This is a genomic window from Streptomyces sp. NPDC046716 (assembly GCF_040645755.1).
Lineage (GTDB): Bacteria > Actinomycetota > Actinomycetes > Streptomycetales > Streptomycetaceae > Streptomyces.
Window position 1 is genome coordinate 1 of sequence record NZ_JBEYYU010000018.1, and the last position, 15,439, is coordinate 15,439.

Genomic DNA, 15,439 nt, shown 5'->3' on the forward strand with positions numbered 1-15,439 from the left:
TGGGGGGGGGTGGGGGGGGGGGGGGGGGGGCTCCGCCCCGGGTGTGGGGGGGGGGCGGGGGGGGCCCCCCCCCCGCCGCCCCCCCCCCGACGGTGCGTCACTGGGTCAGGTCGAGGGCCGCGGCGACGATGCCGTCGGTGTCGATGCCGTGATGGCGGTAGACCTCCTCCAGAGAACCCGACTGACCGAAACGGGTCACCCCCAGCCTGCGGGCCGGCACACGGTGCAGGGTGGCCAGGAAGGCGAGGGTGTGCGGGTGTCCGTCCAGGACGGTGACCAGGGGTGTGGCGCGTTCCGCCGGGAAGACCTGGTCCAGGATCCAGTCGGCCGCCTCGCCGTGCCCGGCCCGCGCGTCGAGGGCCCGGTAGAGCAGGCCCGGGCTGGTCACGCACACCACGTCGGCCGGGACGCCGAGCCCCTGGAGGCGCTCGGCCGCGGCCAGCGCCTCGGTCACCAGGGCGCCCATGGCGGCGATGGTGACCCGGGCCCCGGGACTGCGGAGCAGCGGATAGGCACCGGCGACGACCTGACGGCGCCTGCGTTCCCGGGCCGCCGGGTCGGCGGGCACCCGGGCGAGCCCCTGGTCCACCGGCCGGGTCGACAGGCGCAGGTACGCGGAGCCGCCGTCCGCCCGGCCGAGCCGGGACAGCGCGGCCAGCAGCGTCCACTCGGTGTCGAGGGCGAACGCCGGCTCCCAGGTCGTGCAGCCGGGCTGCTCAAGGCCGAGGGACGGTGTGGTGATCGACTGATGCGCTCCGCCCTCGGGCGCGAGGGTCACCCCGGACGGGGTGCCGACCAGGATCGACTGCCCGCCCGCGTAGATGCCGAACGACCAGGGTTCCAGGGCGCGTTGCACGAAGGGGTCGTACAACACCCCGATGGGGAGCAGCGGTTGGCCCCACCGGCTCCAGGTGGCGCCCAGCTCGCCGAGGAGGCCGACCAGGTTGGTCTCCGCGATGCCCAGTTCGATGTGCTGGCCGGTCGGGCGCTCGCGCCAGTGCAGGATGGTCTCGGCGTCGTCGGCGAACCAGTCCACGCGCTCGGTGGGCGACCACACGCCGACCTTGTTGACCCACCCGCCCAGGTTCGTGGAGGAGCTGACGTCGGGGCTGACGGTGACCACGCGCCGCGCGGCCTCGGGTGCGCTGCGGGTCAGGTCGAGCAGTACGCGGCCCAGGGCGGCCTGCGTCGTCGCCACGCCCGTCGGCGTGCGGCCGATGTCCGTCGGGAGCGCCGGGGGCAGCGCCTCGGCGACGGCGTCCCGGCGCAGCCGCTCCCCGGCCTCCGTACAGAGGCGAGCGGCCGCGGAGTCCGGGGCGAAGCCCTGCCAGGGACGGGCGGGGTCCGCGCAGACCCGGTCGGCGAGTTCCGTCATCTGTTCCTCCGTCAGCAGGGAGGAGTGGTTCTGCGGATGCCCCTGGGTGGGCAGGCCGTGTCCCTTCACCGTGTACGCGAAGATCACCGTGGGCCGGTCGTCGTCGATCTCGGACAGGGCGCCGTCGAGGGCGGCGAGGTCGTGGCCGCCGAGGTTGCGGACGGCCGCCATCAGCGTCGAGTCGTCGGTGTCCGTGAGCAGCCGGGTGATCGCCGGGGCGCCGGGGCCGGTGCCGGGCAGGCGGTCGCGCAGGTCGGCGGCGGGGCAGCGCAGCAGCCGCTGGTACTCGGGGTTGGACATGGCGTCGATGCGCTCGCGCAGCTCCTGTCCGCCGGGGCGCGCGAACAGTTCCTCCAGCAGGGTGCCGTACTTGAGGGTGAGCACCTGCCAGCCCGCCGCGGCGAACAGGCCGTGCAGGCGGCCCGCCGCGATGTTCGGCACGACACGGTCCAGGGACTGGCGGTTGAGGTCCACGATCCAGACGAGTTCGCCGAGTTCGGCGACCTGCGGGTCGAGCACCGCCTCCCACACCGCCCCCTCGTCCAGCTCCGCGTCGCCCACCAGCGCGTACTGCCGTCCGGCGGGGACGCCGCCGACCGCGTACCGGCGGGCGAGCGCTCCCCAGATCGTCGCCGTGGCGCCGATGCCCACCGAGCCGGTGGAGTAGTCGACCGGGTCGGGGTCCTTCGACCGGCTCGGGTAGCTCTGCAGGCCGCCGAAGGCGCGCAGGGTGGTCAGGTGGGAGGCGTCCAGCTCGCCGAGCAGATGGTTGAGGGCGTGCAGCACCGGCGAGGCGTGCGGCTTGACGGAGACCCTGTCCTCGGGACGCAGATGGCGGAACCACAGCGTCGTCATGATCGACACCATCGACGCGCACGACGCCTGGTGCCCGCCGACCTTGAGGCCGGACGGGTTGGGACGCACCCGGTTGGCGTGGTGCACGATCGCGCTCGACAGCCACAGCACGCGGTCCTCGATCTCGTGCAGCACGCCGAGGGCGGCGTCCGTGGTCCGCCCGGAGGCGGCTGGTGCGGTGGTCATGACGGAAAGGTCTCCTCGCGCTCGGCACATCCGGCGTACGGGTGCGGGACCGGCTGTGAAACGGGACTTATCACGGCGGCGGACGCCCCGCATCGGCTGCGGCCGAGAAGACCACCAGGTCACGACGGCACACAAGAACCCGCCAGGAAATCACGCAGAATGCCCAGTCACCCGGCTTCTCAGCCCCGGAAGGTGCGCACCGTGCCCAACTCCGAACGGATCGACCCGACCGACGCCCGCCTCCTGCTGGCGCTCACCGCTCACCCGCGGTCCACGACGGTGGCGCTCGCCGAGGCCAGCGGGCTGAGCCGCAACACCGTGCAGGCCCGGCTGACGGCACTGGACCGCAGCGGCGCCGTGGACTCGTTCGAGCGGCGCGTCGACCCCGCGGCGCTCGGCTATCCGCTCGCCGCGTACGTCACCACGCAAGCGGCCCAGCACCGGCTCGGCGAGGTGGCGCGAGCCCTGGCCGCGATCCCCGAAGTGGTGCAGGTGGACGGGCTGTCCGGCGAGACCGACCTCCTGGTCCACGTCGTGGCGTCCGACGCCGAGGACCTGTACCGCGTGGCCGGTCGCATCCTCGGCATACCCGGGGTGGAGCGCACCAGCACGGCGCTCGTCATGCGCCGTCTGGTGCCGTACCGGATCGCTCCGCTGCTGCGCCGCCGCACCACCGGTTCCTGAAGATTCGTCGGCCCGACGCCTTGCTGTTATCACATATAGCGCCCTACTGTGCTCGGTACCGAGACCGCCACGAGGCTCCGCCCGACCGAGCGTCTCCCGCCCCGCTTCCCGCTTCCCGCGCGACACATCACCCGCCGGCAGGAACGACCTCGTCGGCACCTCCCGAAGGAACACAGGAGCAGTCCCGTGCGTATCGCCAACCTCTCCGGCCGCCTGGTCCTCGTCGTGGACGATCGTGCCGTCGACGTCGAGCGGGCCAGTGACGGCCGCTTCGCCGCGGACCCGCAGGCCGTCTACGACCACTGGGAGGAGTTCCGGACATGGGCGGCCGGGGCCCGGCTGCCCGAGGGCAGCCCGTTCGACCCCGCCGACCTGGGCGCGCCCGCGCCCGCGCCGCGGCAGGTCGTCGCCGCCGGCCTCAACTACCGCGACCACGCGGCGGAGTCGGGGTTCTCGTTGCCCGACACCATGCCGCCGGTCTTCACCAAGTTCGCCACCAGCATCACCGGCCCCGTCACCGAAGTGATCCTGCCGCCCGGCGGTCACACGGACTGGGAGATCGAACTCGTCGCCGTCATCGGCGCCCGCACCCACCACATCACGGCCGACAGCGCCTGGGACCACGTGGCCGGACTGACCGTGGGCCAGGACATCTCCGAGCGCATCACGCAACTCGAAGGCCCCTCACCCCAGTTCAGCCTCGGCAAGTCCTTTCCCGGGTTCGCCCCGACCGGCCCGTGGCTGGTCACCCCCGACGCGTTCGACGACCGCGACGACCTGGGGCTGCGCTGCACCGTGAACGGCGAGGAGATGCAGAAGGGCCGCACCGGCGATCTGATCTTCTCCGTTCCCGAGCTCATCGCCCGGCTGTCCGCGGTGATCCCGCTGCTGCCCGGAGACGTCGTCTTCACCGGGACGCCGGCCGGTGTCGGCCTGGGCCGCGACCCACAGCGCTGGCTCGCCCCCGGCGACGAACTGGTCAGCACCATCGAGGGCATCGGCGAACTCCGCCAGCGCTTCGTCGCACAGGCCTGACACCACGGGCGGCCCACGCCGCCATGTCATCCCCGCCGGCGCACGCCCGCGGGTTTCGATCGAGGAGGACCGGATGACCGCCACACCGAAGTTCGCCCACGTCGTCTTCCAGACCAGCAATCCCACCGCGATGCGGGACTGGTACTGCGCCGTCCTGGACGGGCACGTGGTGTTCCAAAACGACAGCCTGTGCTTCATCACCTACGACGAGGAGCACCACCGGGTCGCCCTGCTCACGCCGCCGGTCGCGCTGGAGCGCAAGACGCCGACGACGGCCGCGGTCCACCACGTCGCCTACACGTTCGGCCACCTCGACGACCTCCTCGCGCGCTACGAACTGCTGCGCGACAAGGGCGTCACCCCGGCGGTGTGCATCGCCCACGGCGTCACGACGTCGATGTACTACCAGGATCCCGACGGCAGTTTCGTCGAGATGCAGATCGACAATTTCGCCGACCCGGACGACGCCACCGGCTACATGCGCGGTTCCGAATACAGCGAGGACGCCGTCGGTCCGGCCTTCGACCCCGAGTTGATGCTGGCCGCCCGCCGCTCCGGCGCCGCCGTGGAGGACCTGACCGGCCGGTCCTGGGCCCTCGAGACACCCCAGCCCGATCCGATGCTGGTGCTGACCGGCGCGGTCTGAACCCCGCCGTCGCCCCGGTCCCGCACCCCTCGTCGAGGAGAATCCTTGAGCGCGTCCAGCGACACCACAGGCTGCTTCATGTGCGGCCTGGAACAGAACGACGAGAGTGCCGTCGTCTTCCGCGATCCCCTGTGGTCGGCAGAGACGGTACGCGGCTACGACGTTCCCGGCTGGTTCGTGCTGCGGGTGCGTCGCCACGCCGAGCGCATCACGGGGCTCGACGAGGCCGAACTCGCGACGTTCGCCCGCCGGGCCCGCGATCTGGTGGCGGCGGTGACGGAGGTGACCGGGGCGCCCGCCACGTACCTGATGGTCTTCGGCGAGAACCACCCGCACTTCCACGCGCTGGTCACGGCGCGCGGCGAGCACGTACCGGCGGACCGGCGCAGCGGCGGCATCCTGCGCCTGGCCGGGGAGCAGGCCGACCCGGAGGCCGCCGCTCGCCTGGTGCCGGCCGTGCGCCGCGCGTACGAACGACTGGCCGGCGCCGCCCCGTACCCACTCTCCGTTTGACCACCGCGTTCGAGGTCCGGAGCAGTCGGCCGGTGTCCGAGCCGCGCGCTCACGTGGTCGGCGGCGAAGGCGATGCCCCATGACGGCATGCCTTGTCGGCACCCGTGCCTCCGGCGGCTCCACCGGCGATACTCCCCACTGAGCGCGACTCGCTGCGCCCGGCTTCCACGGAGCCTTCGCCGTCGCCGTCGCGCTGCCGACCCCAGCGGCGCCACGGCGTACTCCTGTGGCGTGGTCACGTCGAGGAGCAGTCCCCCTGGGCAAGGGCCGGTTCCTCTACTCCTCCCCGCCGATCTGGATGTCCGCGACGGGCACCGCACCGACCGCCTCGTGACTCCCCGCCCCGACCTCCAACTGCCGCAGGTCACGGCGCTCAGCAGTGAGCCAGTCCGGCAGTCCGCAGTACCCGTCCCGCCGCGTCCACCGCGAACACCTCGCAGCCCTCCAGGGACGCGGCCCACTCGACGCCCGCGGCGCCCATCGCGAAGGCCGCGGTGGCGACCGCGTCCGCCTCGGTGAGGGTGGGGGCGGTGACGGTCAGGCTGAGCAGGTCCGTCGCCGGGCGGCCCGTGCGGCCGTCGATGATGTGGTCGCCGCGCTCGTACCGTGCGGAGGTGGCGACCGCGCCGTCGGTCAACTCCAGGGTGGCGCACAGTTGGTCGGCCCGTTCCGGGTGACGTACCCCCACCCGCCAGGGTCCTCCGGAGGCGACCACGTCACCGCCGGCGTTGAGGCAGAACCGGCGCACGCCGGATGCCCTCAACCCTTCGGCGGCGCGCTGCACCGACCAGCCCTTGACCACCGCGCACGGGTCGAAGGCGCGTCCCGGCAGCCGTACGTCGAACGCGCCGTCCGTGGCCAGGCGGTACTGCTCACACAGGTCGAGCACCTCCACGAGGTCGGCGCTCAGCTCGTGCCGCTCCAGCTCGCCGCGGCCGTGCCGGGACACCTCGCTGTCCGGCTTGAAGGGGCTGAACCGCTCGTCGACCTCGCGCAGCCAGGCGAAGACCGCGTCCCCGGCCCGCTCCGGTACGTCCTCGTCGTCGACGCGCAGCGAGACGGGGAACCCCATGACATGTTCGACCCGGCGCACCGTCAGGCGCCCTTCGCGTCGAGGGCGGCCTGGAGGGACTCCTTGTAGGCGTCGCTGGTGATCGTCGCGCCGGTGACCGTGTCGACGTCCGCGCTCTGCGCCTCCAGGGTCGCCGCGACCAGTTGCGGAACCGCCGCCTCGGTCTGCGGATGATTCGGCTGCTGCAGCATCTTCACGGCGGTGATCCTGTCGCCCGTGAAGGTCACCTGGACCTCCACCGGGCCCTTCTCCGTCATGACGGTCGTGCCCTTGACCTCCTCGGTGGAGGCGGATCCCTTAGCGCCCGAGGAGTCCTCGGAGGCGGAGGGTGAGGAGGACGCGGTCGGGGTCGGCTCGGCGGTGGCTTCGGTGGAGCCGAAGGACGGCTCGTAGCGCCAGACGGAGATCAGGCCCACGATGCTGAAGGCCACGACGGGTACGGCTCGCTTCACGTGTAGTCCTCGTCTCCCTCAGCCGGCCAGGCTGAAGCGCTCGAAATGGATCTGCTGCTTGGGGACGCCGAGGTCGCCCAGTGTGCGGAGCACCGCGGTCATCATCGGCGGCGGCCCGCACAGGAACACGTCCCGGTCGGCGATGTCCGGTACCAGCGCGGCCAGTTCGCGCGGTGCCAGCCGGTCGGGAACGGGCGGGCCGGTCACCAGGTGCAGCTCGGCGCCCTTGGCGAGGGCGAGGTCGCGCAGTTCGTCGTGGAGGACGGCGTCGCGCTCGGAGGCGACCCGGTGGATGACGACCGCGTGGCCGTCCAGCTCCTCCAGGAGCGCGCGGATCGGGGTGACGCCGACGCCGCCCGCGATGAGGACCGACTCGGCGCGCGTGCGGTGCAGGGTGGTGAAGGCGCCGTAGGGGCCCTCGGCGAAGACGCGCGTGCCGACCTTCAGATGGCGCAGGGCCGCGCTGCCCTCGCCGGCGGCCTTGGCGGTCAGGCGCAGGCCGCGGCCGTCGGGGGCGGCGGACAGGGAGAAGGGGTTCGCCTGCCACCAGCGGTCCTTGGTGAGGAACCGCCACAGGAAGAACTGGCCCGCCTGCGCGGGAAGTCTGTCGAGGTCGCGGCCGGTGATGTGGATCGAGACCACGTTGTCGGACTCGGGGACGACCGCCGAGACCCGGAACCGGTGCCGCTGGTTGCGCCACAGCGGCAGGACGACCCGGCCGAGGAGGACCGAGCCCAGGGCCGCGCCCCACAGCGCGTACCAGTACGCCGTCGCGACGGACGACGAGGTGAACGACGTGCCGACCGCGACCTGGTGCGTGAAGGCCAGCACCACGGCGACATAGGCGTACAGGTGGATGAAGTGCCAGGTCTCGTAGGCGAGACGGCGGCGGGCGAAGCGGGCGGAGACCGCGCCGACGACGAGGATGAGGCCGAGCGCGACGACCGCGCGCAGAACGCCTTCGGTGGTCCGCGCCAGGTCGACGATCTCGGTGATCGGGCCCACTCCCGCGCCGTCGGCGTAGCCGAAGGCGATGAAGACGACGTGCGCGAGCAGCGTCCACAGGAGGGCGAAGCCGGTCCAGCGGTGCCAGCCGGTCAGCCGGTCCATGCCGATGCGGCGGTCCAGCCAGGGCAGGCGCGCGACGAGGACGAGCTGGAAGGCCATGACCAGCGCGCCGTACAGACCGGCCAGTCGGCCGAGGACGATCAGGGCGTTGGAGGCGAAGCCCGCCTGGACGAAGAAGAGGGCGACCACGGCCGCGTTCGCGGCGAGCACCGCGTACAGACCCGTGCGCGCCACCGCCCTGGGGCGTATCGCCGCCGAGGGCGCAGGGGCTGATGGGACGGTCGTCACGGGACGGCAGCTCCTTGATCAGGTGATGGGACTCCAGGTTCACCGGCGGAAGCTGTCGACAACCTGTCGGACTGCTGACAAGTCCCTATCAATGTGCCTCCTGTGTGAGCCGGAGCACATGGTTCGGCCTGCGCGGTGACGCACTATGACGGGGTGGAAAAAGTGCGCCTCCTGGTCGTGGACGACGACCCGCCGATAGCCGACCTCGTCGCGACCGTCGCCCGTTACGAGGGCTGGGACGCCGTCACCGCGAACACCGGGGAGGACGCGCTCCGGCTGGCCGGCGAGTTCGCCCCGGACATCGTGGTGCTCGACCTGATGCTGCCGGGCATCGACGGCTTCGGCGTCATGGAGCGGCTGCGCGGCTCGGGCACGATGGTGCCGGTGGTCTTCCTCACCGCGCGGGACGGCGTCGCCGACCGGGTGGCGGGGCTGACCCGGGGCGGCGACGACTATCTGGTCAAGCCGTTCGCGGTGGAGGAGCTGATGGCGCGGCTGCGCACCGTCCTCCGGCGCAGCGCGGGACCGAACTTCCAGCGGTCCGTGCTGCGGGTCGGTGAGCTGTCGATGGACGAGGACACGCACGAGGTCCGCCACGGCGCGAAGACGCTCACCCTCACCCCCACCGAGTACGAGGTGCTGCGCTTCCTGATGCGCAAGTCTCCGACCGTCATGACGAAGGCGCAGATCCTCGACCACGTGTGGGAGTACGGCTTCGGGGGCCGGTCGAACGTCGTGGAGCTGGTCGTCAGCCGTCTGCGCCGCAAGCTGGACGACACGGGCGGCACGGGCGTGCCGCTGATCCAGACGGTGCGGGGCTTCGGTTACGTGATCCGGCAGGCACCCGAGTGCGGCGCGTGATCGGCAGACTGCGCCGGGCGTTCCGGCGGCTGCGGCTGGGCACCCGCCTCGCGCTGGGGCTCGGCGCGCTGTCCCTGGTGGTGTTCGCCGTGGTCGGCGCGGCGCTGACCACGTACATGCGGGACTATCTGACGCACCAGCTCGACGATCAGCTCGGTCTCGCCCAGGTCGCCCAGTCGAAGAGCATCGCCGAGACGGGCACGCTCCAGGGCAAGAAGTACTACCGCTGGTACTACGCCGTCTACGACGTCTCGGGCGGCAGCCCGGAGCTGCGCTCGCCGGAGGAGTCGAGTGACCTGCCCCGGGACATCGCGCCCTTCGCCTCGCTGGCCGAGCGGCAGTCGTCCGCGGGCACCGAGGTGCTGCGGACCGTGCATCTCGCGGACAAGGGCGAGTACCGGCTGCGGGCGTGTGCGGTGAAGCCCGGTGTGGTCCTGGTCAGCGCCGCGCCGACGGACGACGTGGACGACACGATGGGGCGGCTGATCGGGTTCCAGGTCGTCGCCTTCGCCCTCGCGCTCGCCGTCCTCGTGGAGTGCGGCCGGCGGATGCTGCGCCGGGGTCTGAACCCGCTGAGCGACATGGCGCACACGGCGCACGGCATCGCCTCGCACGACCTGACCGAGTCGGCGGCCCGGCTGCCGATCCGCGCGGACGAGCGGGGCGGCGGCCCGGAGGTCGAGGAGCTGCGCACGGCCTTCAACACGATGCTGGAGCACATCGACGACTCCCTCGCGGTCCGCGCGGAGGCCGAGCGGCGCCTGCGCCGCTTCGTCGCCGACGCCTCGCACGAACTGCGCACCCCGCTGATGTCGGTCCGTGGCTACGCGGACCTCTTCCAGTACGCCGCCGCCAACGCGCCCGGCGAACGCGACAAGCACCTGGCGCGACTGCGCGCCGAGGCCGCCCGGATGGGAGTGCTCCTGGACGACCTGCTGCTGCTCGCCCGGCTGGACGCGGCCGAGGTGGACGCGCCGCTCAGGCCTCAGGAGGCGGACCTCGCGCAGGTGGTCGAGGACGCGGTGGCGGCCTTCCGGGCGGGCCACCCCGACCGTCCCCTCACGCTCGCCCCGCCGCCGGATCCGGTGGTGCTGCTCATGGATCCGCACCGCGTGCGGCAGGTCCTGGACAACCTCCTCACGAACGCGGCCGTGCACACACCGGCCGGAACGCCCGTCGCGGTGGAGGTGGCGCGGGAGCGGGGCGCGGCCGTGGTGCGGATCGAGGATGCCGGACCCGGCATCCCGCCGGTCGACCTGCCGAAGGTCTTCGACCGCTTCTACCGCGTCGACAAGGCCCGTACCCGGGACAGCGGCGGCAGCGGCCTGGGCCTGTCGGTCGCCCGCTCCCTGGTGGACGCCCACGGCGGCTCGATCACCCTCGACAGCCGGCCGGGCGCGACGCGTTTCACGGTGACGCTGCCGCTGCGCGACGCTCGTCACGCTCGGGGTGCGATGGGTGATCTCTGTTCGTAGGGTCGGGAGGGAGTCTCACAGGGAAGCGACGGCATCGTCCCCTGATCCGGGCCAAACAATGCCAAGGCAGGACGTTACGGTCAGCGGCTCGCGGGCACCCGGGGCCCGGCCGCCGGTGCGCGGCGGCCCGGGTTCACCTGCTGAAAGGCGACGAGATGATCCACCGCACCCGCCTACCGCTCCGGGCCAAGGGACCAGGGGCCCTGGTCACCGGCGGCTCCAGGGGGCTGGGCCTGTTCATCGCCCGGCACCTGGCCGAGCGCGGATGCACCGTGACCATCGCCGCGCGGGACGCTGCCGAGCTGGAGCGCGCGGCGGCGCGGCTGCGCGAGGAGACCGGCGCCACCGTGCACGTGGCGGTGTGCGATGTACGCGACCGGGCCGCCGTCGCCGAGATGATGCGCGGGGCCCATGAGCGCGACGGCCTGGACATCGTGGTCGCCAACGCCGGGGTCATCCAGGTCGCGCCCGTCGAGGCGGTCGGCTCCGCGGAATTCACCGACGCCATGGACACGATGTTCTACGGAGCCCTGCACACGTCCCTCGAAGCGCTGCCGTATCTGCGCGAGAGCCGCGGACGCCTCGGCCTGATCGGCTCCGTCGGCGGTCTGCTCGGGGTGCCCCACCTGCTGCCGTACTCGTGCGCCAAGGCCGCGGTCGGCGCGCTCGCCGAGGGACTGCACGCCGAGACGGCGGCCACGGGCGTGAGCGTCACCACCGTCCACCCCGGGCTCATGCGGACCGGCTCGCACCGGCAGGCGGAGTTCGGCGGGGACACGAGTGCCGAGTTCGGCTGGTTCAGCACCGCCGCGGGCGCTCCGCTGCTGTCCATGGACGCCGACCGGGCGGCCCGCAGGATCGTGGACGCGGTGATCCAGCGACGGGCCCGCCTGGTGCTCACCGCACCGGCCAAGGCGGCGCAGCTCGCGCACGGTGTCGCTCCCGGCCTCACCACCCGCCTGAGCGGCGTCGCCGCGCGCCTTCTGCCGTCCGCGTCCGGCCGGGGGCCGCTGCGCCAGGGTGCCGAGGCCGGCGAGCCCCGCCATCCGGTCGCCCGGCGGATCCGGGCCTGGGGCAGCGCACGCAACGACCGCGCGGTACGCGAGGCCAACCAGCAGGAACCCGGGCCCCGCACCGGTTCCTGAGCGTCCGCGGTCCGAACGAGGGAGGTCGCCGTGAGCGAGAAGGACGGCCTGCGGGCCTATCACGACAAGCGGAACTTCCACCGCACGAAGGAGCCGCACAGCGAGACCGATCCGCCGAAACGTTCGGCCGACGCGGACGAGCGGCCCGTGTTCGTCGTCCAGATCCACGACGCGAGCACCCTGCACTTCGACTTCCGTCTGGAGGTCGACGGCGTGCTCAAGTCCTGGTCCGTCCCCAAGGGGCCGTCCGCCGATCCGCAGGACAAGAGACTCGCCATCCCGACCGAGGACCACCCCCTGTCGTACCGGGATTTCGAGGGGGTGATCGCGGAGGGCGAGTACGGCGGCGGCACCGTGATCGTCTGGGACAGCGGAACGTACCGGCCCACCAGCCACGACAGGCACGACCGTCCGGTGCCCTTCGGACAGGCCCTCGCCGACGGGCACGCCACGTTCGAACTGCACGGCGGCAAACTGCACGGCCAGTACGCCCTCACCCGCTTCCACAGCCGCGAGGAGAAGTCCGGCAAGGCCTCCGCGAAACCGACCTGGCTGCTGGTGCGCACCGGTTCCGGACACCGCACCGGCGGCACCCCCGACCCGCGGCGCGCCCGATCGGCCCGCAGCGGGCGGACCCTGCGCCAGGTGGCCGAGGCGGAGAGAGGCGGACCGCGATGACAGGCCCGACCCTGGTGGCGCAGGGCGCGTTCTCGGAGTGGCCGCGCGACGACGGGAAACCGACCGACGTGGTCAGGGAGCGGGTGCGGACATGACCGGGCAGAAGGACATGATGCGGGCGTTGCTGCGCGAGCACGGCCGGACCTACGCGGCGGAAGCGGGCATCCGGTTGCGGGACACACCGCAGCCGCTGTACCGGACCCTCGTGCTCGCGATCCTGCTCAGCGCCAGGATCCGGGCCTCGATCGCGGTCGCGGCCGCGCGGGCCCTGTACGACGCCGGGCTGCGCGGCCCCCGCCCCATGGCGGACGCGACGTGGCAGCAACGCGTCGACGCCCTCGGCGAGGGCGGCTACCGCCGCTACGACGAGCGCACGGCCACCCAGCTCGGCGACGGAGCGAGGCTGTTGCTGGACGACTTCGGCGGAGACCTGCGGACGGTGCGCGCGCGGGCGGACGGGGACGTCGACGAACTGCGTGCCCTGCTGCGCCGCACACCGGGCCTCGGTCCGGCCGGTGCCGACATCTTCCTGCGCGAGGTGCAGGACGTGTGGCCCGAGTACGCGCCCTTCCTGGACGCGAAGGCCCTTCAGGGCGCCGACCGCCTCGGCCTGCCGGAAAGCCCCGCCGCCCTCACCCGTCTCGCGGGAAGCGCCTCCCGGGCGACGCTGGCGGCGGCGCTCGTACGCGCGGCCCTGGACCAGCGGGTGGTGGACGACTGCCTGGCCCGGGCCGGCTGACGAAAGGAAGTGCTGTTCCGATGCCCCGAACACAGTCGCTGCGGGTCGGCCGCCACACGCTGACCCTGCATCGGCAGGACAAGACGCTGCTGCCCGCGGTCGGGAGCTCAGACGCGATCACCAAGGGGGATCTCGTGGGGTACTACCGGGAGATCGCCCCGTTCATGCTCCCCCATCTGCGCGGACGCCCCTTGATGCTGGAGCGTCTCCCCGACGGCCTCGACGGCTCCCGCATCATGCAGAAGAACACCCCCGCGTACTTCCCCGAGTGGATCCGGCGCGTGACGGTGCCGAAGGAGGACGGCACCGTCGTGCACCCGGTCTGCGACGACACGGCGACGCTGGTGTACCTCGCCGACCAGGCGGCGGTCACGCTGCACCGCTGGCAGTCCCGGGCCCCGGCCGTCCGGCACCCGGACCGTGTGGTGTTCGACCTCGACCCGTCCGGGGACGACGACTTCGAGGCCGTCCGGGCGGCCGCCCGCCAGGTGCGGGAACTCTTCGAGGACATCGGCCTCTCCTCCGGGGCGATGACCACGGGCTCGCGCGGACTGCACGTCGTCGCGGTCCTCAAGGGCCGGCACACCTTCGACGACGTCCACGATTTCGCCAAGGAGGCGGCCGGCGCCCTGGCCGCGGCCCACCCGGACCGGCTCACCACCGCCGTGCGCAAGGAGGACCGGGGCGATCGGCTGTACCTCGACGTGCAGCGCAACGCCTACGCCCAGACAGCCGTCGCGCCGTACACGGTGCGGGCGAGGCCCGGCGCCCCCGTGGCCACGCCGATCGCCTGGGACCAGCTCGACGACCCGGCGCTCACGGCGCGGAGCTGGACCATCGACAACGCCCTCGCCCAGGCCCGCACCCGTCCCTGGGGCGACCTGGCGCGCAGGGGGCGGGCGCTGGGACCCGCCCGTGACGCCCTGCGACGGCTGCGGGACGAGCAGGGGTGACCGGCACCGGAACCCGCACCGAACACACCCGTGAAAGGAACCCCCGATGAACGCACGAGCGGCAGTGTTCGACGTGGACGGAACGCTCGTCGACACCAACTACCTGCACACGGTGTGCTGGTGGGAGGCGCTGCGGCAGGCGGGGCACCCGGTGCCGATGGCCTCGGTCCACGGCGCCGTCGGCCTCGGCGGAAGCGACCTCCTGGAGCATCTGCTCGGCAAGGGGCACGATCAGGATCAGGACGCGCACATCAGCGCGGGCCACAAGGCCCTGTACGGCGCCTGGCACGAACGTCTCGCGCCCTTCGAGGGAGCCGCGGACCTGCTCCGGCGGCTGCACGGCGAAGGATGGGCCGTCGTCCTGGCCACGTCCGCCGGGGGCTCCGAACTCGGCGCGCTGCGCGGCGCGATCGACGCGGACGACGTCATCACCGCGATCGCGAGCGCAGACGACGTGCGCGCGGGCAAGCCGGCTCCCGACCCGGTCGAGCACGCGTTGAGCCTGGCGGACGCACGGGCCGGGGAGAGCGTCTTCGTGGGCGACTCCGTCTGGGACATGCGCGCGGCCCGCCGGGCCGGTGTCACGCCGGTGGCGCTGCTCAGCGGCGGAGTGAGCCGGGCCGCGCTGGAGGAGGCGGGCGCCGCGCAGGTGTACGCGGACACGGCGGACCTGTTGGCGCGGATCGACCACAGCCCGTTCGCGGACACGCGGGGGTGACGTCCCGGGCTTCCGGCGCGGCCGTGGCCGCCGGGGCGCCAGGCCTATACGGCGGGTCCGCGGGCAACCGCCCTGTACGAGGGAGGTCGCCCATGAGTACGGAAGAGATGTCCAGACCGGCCACGATCCAGGACCGGAGCCGTGAAGAGGCCCACGAGCGGGCCAACCGGCGCTGGGCCGAGATCCTCCAGGAGACGCGCGTCGCGCAGACCGGGGTGCAGATCCTCTTCGGCTTTCTGCTGAGCGTCGCTTTCACGCCCCGCTTCGGAGACCTCGGGGCGTTCGACACCACCGTCTACGTGGTGACCGTGATTCTCGGAGCCGCCGCGACCGGCGCCCTCATCGCACCGGTCTCGCTGCACCGGCTGCTGACGGGGCAGCAGTTGAAGGACGACATGGTCAAGGTCGCCGGGCGCCTGATGGTCACGGGGCTGGTCCTGCTCGCGCTGACCATCAGCTGCACCGTGCTGCTGATCCTGCACGTGGTGCTGCCCGATCTGCTCGCCGAGGTCCTCGCGGGCGGGATCCTCCTGTGGTTCGCACTCTGCTGGTACGCCCTGCCCGCATGGCTCAAGAAGCGCTCCGCACGACGCCAACAGGGCCTCTCCTGAAGCCAGTTGGAACACGGGGGCTATGAAGCACGACTGCCCGCCCGCGGTCGGGGAACTCGTACTCCGACAACCCGTCGCACCGGCG

Annotated in this window: 16 protein-coding genes; 12 read left to right on the forward strand and 4 right to left on the reverse strand. The window is 72.7% G+C overall.

The features are described from left to right. Nucleotides 1-97 precede the first annotated feature (97 nt). Nucleotides 98-2,416: a pyruvate dehydrogenase gene (locus ABZ930_RS15865; protein WP_361547593.1), complete on the reverse strand. Its 2,319-nt coding sequence runs from the start codon at nucleotides 2,414-2,416 to the stop codon at nucleotides 98-100. A 201-nt stretch (nucleotides 2,417-2,617) separates the two neighbouring features. Between ABZ930_RS15865 and ABZ930_RS15870 the strand changes: the two genes are divergently transcribed. The 4 genes from ABZ930_RS15870 (at nucleotide 2,618) to ABZ930_RS15885 (ending at nucleotide 5,294) form a co-directional block, all read left to right on the forward strand. Next, nucleotides 2,618-3,100: an Lrp/AsnC family transcriptional regulator gene (locus ABZ930_RS15870; protein ID WP_361547595.1), complete on the forward strand. Its 483-nt coding sequence runs from the start codon at nucleotides 2,618-2,620 to the stop codon at nucleotides 3,098-3,100. A 186-nt stretch (nucleotides 3,101-3,286) separates the two neighbouring features. After that, nucleotides 3,287-4,135, forward strand: a complete 849-nt coding sequence (locus ABZ930_RS15875; RefSeq protein ID WP_361547597.1) for a fumarylacetoacetate hydrolase family protein — start codon at nucleotides 3,287-3,289, stop codon at nucleotides 4,133-4,135. A 73-nt stretch (nucleotides 4,136-4,208) separates the two neighbouring features. Beyond that, nucleotides 4,209-4,781, forward strand: a complete 573-nt coding sequence (locus ABZ930_RS15880; RefSeq protein WP_361547600.1) for a VOC family protein — start codon at nucleotides 4,209-4,211, stop codon at nucleotides 4,779-4,781. 45 nt (nucleotides 4,782-4,826) lie between these two features. After that, nucleotides 4,827-5,294 (forward strand): hypothetical protein, encoded by a 468-nt coding sequence (locus tag ABZ930_RS15885; RefSeq protein WP_361547602.1) that lies wholly within the window; start codon nucleotides 4,827-4,829, stop codon nucleotides 5,292-5,294. Between the two features lie 373 nt (nucleotides 5,295-5,667). Here the strand turns inward: ABZ930_RS15885 and ABZ930_RS15890 are convergent, their stop codons facing one another. Genes ABZ930_RS15890 through ABZ930_RS15900 form a run of 3 tightly spaced genes read right to left on the reverse strand, consistent with a single transcriptional unit; the run spans nucleotide 5,668 to nucleotide 8,174 of the window. Continuing rightward, entirely contained in the window at nucleotides 5,668-6,387 is a 720-nt protein-coding gene (locus ABZ930_RS15890; protein WP_361547605.1) for an FAD:protein FMN transferase, read from the reverse strand. 2 nt (nucleotides 6,388-6,389) lie between these two features. Continuing rightward, the gene (locus ABZ930_RS15895; RefSeq protein WP_361547608.1) at nucleotides 6,390-6,818 is read right to left on the reverse strand and encodes an FMN-binding protein; all 429 of its coding nucleotides are present in this window, start codon (nucleotides 6,816-6,818) and stop codon (nucleotides 6,390-6,392) included. 18 nt (nucleotides 6,819-6,836) lie between these two features. Further along, the gene (locus ABZ930_RS15900) at nucleotides 6,837-8,174 is read right to left on the reverse strand and encodes a ferredoxin reductase family protein (RefSeq protein ID WP_361547611.1); all 1,338 of its coding nucleotides are present in this window, start codon (nucleotides 8,172-8,174) and stop codon (nucleotides 6,837-6,839) included. Nucleotides 8,175-8,327: 153 nt separating this feature from the next. Here ABZ930_RS15900 and ABZ930_RS15905 point away from each other — a divergent pair, with 153 nt between their 5' ends. The 8 genes from ABZ930_RS15905 (at nucleotide 8,328) to ABZ930_RS15940 (ending at nucleotide 15,354) form a co-directional block, all read left to right on the forward strand. Beyond that, nucleotides 8,328-9,035 (forward strand): response regulator transcription factor, encoded by a 708-nt coding sequence (locus tag ABZ930_RS15905; RefSeq protein WP_361547614.1) that lies wholly within the window; start codon nucleotides 8,328-8,330, stop codon nucleotides 9,033-9,035. Then, entirely contained in the window at nucleotides 9,032-10,510 is a 1,479-nt protein-coding gene (locus ABZ930_RS15910; RefSeq protein WP_361547617.1) for a HAMP domain-containing sensor histidine kinase, read from the forward strand. The genes ABZ930_RS15905 and ABZ930_RS15910 overlap by 4 nt, the downstream gene beginning before the upstream one ends. 155 nt (nucleotides 10,511-10,665) lie before the next feature. Then, complete coding sequence (locus ABZ930_RS15915; protein ID WP_361547620.1) at nucleotides 10,666-11,655, forward strand: SDR family oxidoreductase; 990 nt, start codon at nucleotides 10,666-10,668, stop codon at nucleotides 11,653-11,655. Nucleotides 11,656-11,685: 30 nt separating this feature from the next. Beyond that, complete coding sequence (locus tag ABZ930_RS15920) at nucleotides 11,686-12,333, forward strand: DNA polymerase ligase N-terminal domain-containing protein (RefSeq protein ID WP_361547623.1); 648 nt, start codon at nucleotides 11,686-11,688, stop codon at nucleotides 12,331-12,333. 91 nt (nucleotides 12,334-12,424) lie between these two features. Further along, a complete protein-coding gene (locus ABZ930_RS15925; RefSeq protein WP_361547626.1) occupies nucleotides 12,425-13,072 on the forward strand; it encodes an endonuclease in 648 nt (215 codons plus the stop codon). A gap of 20 nt (nucleotides 13,073-13,092) precedes the next feature. Further along, nucleotides 13,093-14,025 (forward strand): non-homologous end-joining DNA ligase, encoded by a 933-nt coding sequence (gene ligD / locus ABZ930_RS15930; RefSeq protein ID WP_361547629.1) that lies wholly within the window; start codon nucleotides 13,093-13,095, stop codon nucleotides 14,023-14,025. Nucleotides 14,026-14,071: 46 nt separating this feature from the next. Then, nucleotides 14,072-14,743, forward strand: coding sequence for an HAD family hydrolase (locus tag ABZ930_RS15935; protein WP_361547632.1), 672 nt, complete (start codon nucleotides 14,072-14,074; stop codon nucleotides 14,741-14,743). 107 nt (nucleotides 14,744-14,850) lie between these two features. Next, nucleotides 14,851-15,354: a DUF6328 family protein gene (locus ABZ930_RS15940; RefSeq protein ID WP_361547963.1), complete on the forward strand. Its 504-nt coding sequence runs from the start codon at nucleotides 14,851-14,853 to the stop codon at nucleotides 15,352-15,354. Nucleotides 15,355-15,439 lie beyond the last annotated feature (85 nt).

What these genes read in the sequence shown, in the direction of transcription:
- ABZ930_RS15925 (WP_361547626.1), top strand. Translation starts at nt 12,425, where the DNA reads ATGACCGGGCAGAAGGACATGATGCGGGCGTTGCTGCGCGAGCACGGC.
- ABZ930_RS15915 (WP_361547620.1), top strand. Translation starts at nt 10,666, where the DNA reads ATGATCCACCGCACCCGCCTACCGCTCCGGGCCAAGGGACCAGGGGCC.
- ABZ930_RS15940 (WP_361547963.1), top strand. Translation starts at nt 14,851, where the DNA reads ATGTCCAGACCGGCCACGATCCAGGACCGGAGCCGTGAAGAGGCCCAC.
- ABZ930_RS15935 (WP_361547632.1), top strand. Translation starts at nt 14,072, where the DNA reads ATGAACGCACGAGCGGCAGTGTTCGACGTGGACGGAACGCTCGTCGAC.
- ligD (WP_361547629.1), top strand. Translation starts at nt 13,093, where the DNA reads ATGCCCCGAACACAGTCGCTGCGGGTCGGCCGCCACACGCTGACCCTG.
- ABZ930_RS15865 (WP_361547593.1), bottom strand. Translation starts at nt 2,416, where the DNA reads ATGACCACCGCACCAGCCGCCTCCGGGCGGACCACGGACGCCGCCCTC.
- ABZ930_RS15880 (WP_361547600.1), top strand. Translation starts at nt 4,209, where the DNA reads ATGACCGCCACACCGAAGTTCGCCCACGTCGTCTTCCAGACCAGCAAT.